This is a genomic window from Rhodococcus sp. 14C212 (assembly GCF_011058195.1).
Lineage (GTDB): Bacteria > Actinomycetota > Actinomycetes > Mycobacteriales > Mycobacteriaceae > Rhodococcus > Rhodococcus aetherivorans.
On the sequence record NZ_JAALEH010000171.1, the window covers coordinates 1 to 4,735 of the forward strand.

The following is a 4,735-nucleotide window of genomic DNA, read 5'->3' on the forward strand; positions in this document are numbered from 1 at the left end:
ACCGGCACCGGCGTCGACCTCGAATTCGCCTACGCCACCGACCTGTACGACGCCGGCACCGTCGCCGCGTTCGCCGACCGGTACGTCGCGATCCTGCGCGCCGCCGTCGCCGACCCGGCCGTGCGGATCGGCCACATCGACCTGCTCACCGAGCGGGAGCGGGCCGCGCTCGTCCCCGCCGCCGGCCCCGAGCCCGCCCCCGCGCGGACGCTGTGGCGGTGGCTGGCCGCGGGTGCCGAGCGGGCCGACAATGTGGTGGCCGTGCGCGACGGCTCGACGGAACTGACGTACCCGCAGCTGGTTTCGCGCGCCGACGCGCTCGCCGCCCGGCTCCGCGCCGCCGGTGCCCGGCCCGGCACGGCCGTCGCGTGCGCGCTGCCCCGCTCGCTCGACTCCGTCGTCGCCGTGTGGGGCATCGCCCGGCTCGGCGCCGCGCCGATGCTCGTCGACCCCGCCCAGCCCGCCGCGCGGCTCGCTGCGATGCTCGGCGACGCGACCGTCGGCGTCACCGGCGCCGCGCACCTGCCGTCGCTGCCCGCCGCCGTGACGTGGCTCGACGTCGCCGGCTCCCACGGTGGCGGCTTTCACGATGGCGGCTCCCACGGTGACGGTGTCGAGGTGGCCGACCCGGATCCCGGCGCGCCCGCGTACCTGGTGTTCACCTCCGGCACCAGAGGAAACCCCAAGGGCGTCAACATCACCCACCGCGGCGTGAGCGCCCTCGTCGAGGACCTCGCCGAGCGGTTCGCCGCCGCACCCGGCGACCGCATGCTGCACGTCGCGTCGCCGAGCTTCGACGCGGCGATGCTCGAGCTGCTCGTCGCGGGCACCTCCGGCGCGACCCTCGTCGTCGCCGGGCCCGACGCGTACGGCGGCGACGCCCTCGCCGACCTGCTCGCCGGCGAGCGCATCACCCACGCGTGCGTCACCCCGTCGGCGCTGGCGACCGTGCCGCCGCGCGCGCTGCCCGACCTGCGGGTGCTCATGCTCGGCGGCGAGGCCGTCAGCGGCGAGCTCGTCGCCCGGTGGGGTGCGGGCCGTCGCCTCTACAACGGCTACGGCCCCGCCGAGGCCACCGTCTTCGCCACCTGTTCGTCGCCGCTGGTACCCGGCGCGGACGTCGTGATCGGCACCCCCGTGCGCGGCGTCGAGGCTGTGGTGCTCGACGAGCGGCTGCGGCCCGTGCCCACCGGCGTCGCAGGGGAGCTGTACCTGGCGGGGGAGCGGCTCGCCGACGGCTACCGCGACGACCCGGGCCGCACCGCAACCCGATTCGTCGCCGCCGACGGCGGTCGTCGCCGGTACCGCACGGGCGATATGGCCCGCTGGGCCGGTGTGTCCTTCGGGCGGCCGGAACAGCCCAAAGGACACACCGGCGACGGGGTCGCCTTGCGGTTCGTGGGCCGCAGCGACGATCAGGTCAAGCTGCGGGGCGTGCGCATCGAACCGGGGGAGGTCGATGCCGCGCTGCGCGGCGTGGCCGGGGTGCAGCAGGCGGCGACCGTGGTGCGCGACGGGGCGCTCGTCTCCTACGTCGTGCCCGCCGGCGTCGACGCCGACGACGCGCGCCGACGGCTGCGGCAGTGCCTGCCCGCCCACCTCGTGCCCGTCGCCGTCGTGCCGCTCGACGCGGTGCCGCGCAACGCGCACGGCAAGCTCGACGTCGCGCGGCTGCCCGCCCCCGACCTCGGCGGGCGCGACGAGCCCGGCACCGGGACCGAGGCGCTCGTCGCGCGGGTCTACGGCGAACTGCTCGACTCGCCGGTCGGCCGGACCGACGACTTCTTCGCCGTGGGCGGCAACTCGCTGCTCGCGACCGTGCTCGTGGGCCGGCTGCGCGAGGAGACCGGCCTCGCCGTGCCGCTGCGGCTGATCTTCGAGCACCCCACCGTCGAGGGGCTCGCCGCCGCGCTCGACGCCGGCGGACTCGACGTCGACGCCGGGCCGGTGCCCGTCCACCCGCGCCCCGCCCGGATCCCGCTCAGCCGGGCGCAACGTCGCCTGTGGGGGCTGAGCCGGCTCGACCCCGACGCCTACCTGCTGCGCGCCGACGTGCGCCTGACCGGCCCGCTCGACGTGCCCGCCCTCGAGGCCGCGCTCGGCGACGTCGTGGCCCGGCACGAGATCCTGCGCACCCGCATCGTCGTCGACGAGCAGGGCCCGCACCAGGTCCTGGCGGACCGTGGTGTCCATTGGGACCTCGAGGGGACCGAAAGGACACCACGGCGCCTGCGCCTGACCGTGGATCACGCCGCGGCGGACGGGGCGTCGCTCGCGCCGCTGCTGCGCGACCTCGCCGTCGCCTACGCCGTCCGCGCGGCCGGGCAGGCGCCGCGGTGGGAGCCGCTGCCGCTGCAGTACGCCGACTACGCGCTGTGGGAACAGGCGCGCGGGATCCCGGAGGTGGACGCCGCGCACTGGCGGCGCGCCCTCGACGGGCTCGACCCGGTCGAGCTACCCACGGAGGCCGGGTATTCGGAGACGGAGTCTGCGGAGCAGGAGGCCGGGACCGTCGCGTTCGAGGTGCCCGCCGACGTGCGCGCCGGGATCGCCGACCTCGCGCGGGCCCACGGGGCCACCGAGTTCATGGTGCTGCACGCCGCGCTGTCGGTGCTGCTCGCCCGCGTCGGCGCCGGACACGACGTCGCCGTCGCCGCCGTGGTCTCCGCCCGGCGGTGGGCGCAGGTCGAGGACCTCGTCGGCCCGTTCCTGGAGACCCTCGTGCTGCGCGCCCGCGTGGAACCCGACATGCCGTTCGCCGGGCTCCTCGCGCAGGTCCGCGACTTCGACGTCGCCGCCCTCGACCACGCCGGGGTGCCGTACGAGCAGATCCTCGCCGGGCTGCCCGGCCGCGCCCCCCAGGTCGCGCTCGCCCTGCAGGACTTCGCCCTCGCCCCCATCCGGATCGGGGACCTCACCGTCGAGGCCGAGGAGATCGTCCGCGGCGCACCGAAGTTCGACCTGCAGTTCGCGTTCGCGCCCGCCGCGGACGGCTACGCCGGCACCCTCGTGCACGACGCGTCGCGGTTCGCCGGACCCACCGCGCGACGGCTCGCGGACCGGTTCGTCGCCGTCCTGCGGCACCTCGTCGCCGCGCCCGGCACCATTGTCGGCGACCTGCCCGTCGACCGTCCCGCCGCGCCGCTGACCGGCGCCGCCCCCGCCCCGGCCCGACCCCTGCCGGACCTGCTGCGCGCCACCGCCGCCGCGCACCCCGACCGGGAAGCCCTGCGCGAGGGCGACACCGCGCTGACCTACCGCGACCTCGACGCCCGCTCCGACGCGCTCGCCGACGACCTGCGCGCCGCCGGCACCGGCCCCGGCACCGTGGTGCCGATCGACCGGCCCCGCGGCCTCGATCACGTGCTGCGGCTGTGGGCCGTCACCAAGACCGGCGCCGTGTTCACCAGCGCCCCCGACGCGGCCGGCCCGGTGCCGGCGAACGTCGCGTACGTCGTGTCGACCTCCGGCTCGACCGGGGCGCCCAAGCGCGTCGCCGTCACCCACGCCGGCCTCGCCCCGCTCGCCGCCGAGGTCGCCCGCCGCTACCGCGTCGGACCCGGCGACCGCGTGCTGCAGGGCTACCACCCGGCGTTCGACGCGGCCCTGCTCGAGATCCTGCTCGCCCACACCACCGGCGCGACCCTCGTCGTCGCCCCGCCGGAGGTGTACGCGGGGGCGGACCTGCAGCGGCTGCTGCGCGCGCAGCGCATCACCCACTACCTGTCCACCCCCGCGGTGCTCGGCACCCTCGACCCGCACCGGCTGCCCGACCTGCGCGTCGTCGCGTCCGGCGGCGAAACCCTGCCGCCCGCGCTCGCCGCGCGCTGGTCCGACGGCCGGCACATGCTCGATGCGTACGGACCCACCGAGACCACCATCGTCGCGACCCTCACCGACGTCGACGGCCGCGGCGGCATCGGCCGGCCCGTCCCCGGCACCGTCGCGCACGTGCTCGACGCCCGGCTGCGCCCGGTGCCCGACGACGCCGTCGGTGAGCTGTACCTGGCCGGGGCGTCCGTCGCGCTCGGGTACCTCGGCGCCCCCGCGCTCACCGCGCAGCGGTTCGTCGCCGCACCCGGCGGCACCCGCCGCTACCGCACCGGCGACCTCGTGCACCGCCGCCCCGACGGCACCCTCGCCTTCCGGGGCCGCACCGACCGGCAGCTCAAGGTCCGCGGCGTGCGCATCGAACCGGGGGAACTCGAGGCCGCCCTGCTCGCGCAGCCCGGCATCCGGCACGCCGTCGCGCTGGCCTCGGACGGTGCGCTCGTCGCCTTCGCCGCCGCCGATCCGGGCGTCGAACCCGGCCGCGTGCTCGCCGGGCTCGCCGACGTGGTGCCGCCGCACCGCATGCCGACGCGGCTGCGGCTGCTGCCGGAACTGCCTACCACCGTCAACGGCAAGCTCGACACCGCGGCCCTGCGCGACGTCGACACCGCGGCCCTGCGCGACCTCGACACCGCCCGGGACGCAGCCGCCGACGACCGGCCGCTCACCGACGTCGAGGACCTCGTCGTCACCGTCGCCGAGAGCGTGCTCGGCGCCCGGCCCGACATCCACGCCGGGTTCTTCGCCGCCGGCGGTGACTCGCTGTCGGCCGTCGTCCTCGCCGCGCGCCTCGCCGACGGCCGGCACATGCTCGATGCGTACGGACCCACCGAGACCACCATCGTCGCGACCCTCACCGACGTCGACGGCCGCGGCGGCATCGGCCGGCCCGTCCCCGGCACCG

General features: G+C 77.3%; 1 protein-coding gene. It reads left to right on the top strand.

The features are described from left to right. On the top strand, window positions 1-4,735 hold a 4,735-nt coding region (locus G6038_RS30225; RefSeq protein WP_240918885.1), incomplete at both ends, for a non-ribosomal peptide synthetase.